The following is a 1,329-nucleotide window of genomic DNA, read 5'->3' on the forward strand; positions in this document are numbered from 1 at the left end:
AGAATTGAACAGAGACTAAGGTTTTCGGGAACATAAACAATACTGTTATATTCATAAGGCATCCACTCCATTGAAGCCATATCCTGACCATTTTTTAACAACCGGAGTTTAACCCAATGGGATCAAGCGTGAGATAACAACTGGCAACTGACACCCAATGGAGATGATTTTCAATTCTTAAAAAAGAAGAAAGCCAGAAGATCATAGGATCTTTCCGGCTTAATAAAAAATCAAATCTCTAACTTATATAAAACAGATAAAAACTCAGTGAATGAGTGGCTTATAAGATGAACATTACTCATATCAGGCAATTCGCCTTCATCTGCTTCAAATTCATGATCCCAGAAAAACACTCCAGAATTATCTTTTGACAAAGAAATTAATATCAAATTACCACCAGGATCATGAGCTATAGGTAAAAAATCAAGAGGAATTCTATCCTTATAGTCAAAAAAATAATTCCTGAGATTATGATGTTTCTCGGCTCCTAAACCAAGGAATCGATCAACAGATGAAGCATCCTCTTCATCATCATTTATAAAGGAAAAAGAATCAGGTTCAGGGTAACCCCCATTATATTTCTTCAGAAAATTACGATAGTCATTTGGAAGAGATTTGCCTATCTCACTTTCAAAATCAGCGACTAAAATTTCATCAATAGGTCCTTTAAAATCAATAATATTGGCAATCATAATTTATTTCCCCTTTGGACATTTTCTCGTTGCTACTCCACCTGTATGTTTCACTTTGCTATGTATATCTGTCGGAATTAGCTGCATATAACCTGAATCATGGTGATGATGCCACGTATATCCGGTTGGTCGAGGGTTATTTCTATTATATCCTGCGGCTGCATCTGCTCTAGAAAAATCAACATTTCGAGTTTTTCCAAGCTCAATCCTTACATTCTTAATAGAATATCGAGAAAAATCTGGGAATCCTGAATGAGTAAATGGTACACCATGAGGATATTTATTTCTTATTTCGACAGGTAACTCACTTGCAGGATATATTTTTCCTGCGTGCTTGCTATTAATTGGTAAGCGGCCTTTTACTGGCCTAACCATATTCCTATATGGATCAAGCTTAGATAATCCCAGCGGATCTATAAATCCCGTTGGATTTCCTACATAAGAATAATGATTTTCTCCTCCCAATAACCCTATGGGGTCCGGCGTTAAATAACACCCCGCCACCGGCGAATAATACCTAAACCGATTGCATATACCGGATCTTAAGAATTAAGCCTTTCAAAACACGCCTCCAATGTTTTGTTTTTACATGATTTTCTTTGCGGTGTTTTGAAAGCATTCCGGCATAAATATTCCC

General features: G+C 36.4%; 2 protein-coding genes. Both read right to left on the reverse strand.

From position 1 onward, the window contains the following. Window positions 1-230 precede the first annotated feature (230 nt). Window positions 231-692: an SMI1/KNR4 family protein gene (locus IQ211_RS19270; RefSeq protein WP_189761401.1), complete on the reverse strand. Its 462-nt coding sequence runs from the start codon at window positions 690-692 to the stop codon at window positions 231-233. 3 nt (window positions 693-695) lie between these two features. Further along, window positions 696-1,226 carry an HNH endonuclease gene (locus IQ211_RS19275; RefSeq protein WP_193836477.1) on the reverse strand — a complete coding sequence of 177 codons (531 nt, stop codon included), beginning with the start codon at window positions 1,224-1,226 and terminating at the stop codon, window positions 696-698. Window positions 1,227-1,329 lie beyond the last annotated feature (103 nt).

This window comes from Xenorhabdus griffiniae, from assembly GCF_015163655.1.
Taxonomy (GTDB): Bacteria; Pseudomonadota; Gammaproteobacteria; order Enterobacterales; family Enterobacteriaceae; genus Xenorhabdus; species Xenorhabdus griffiniae.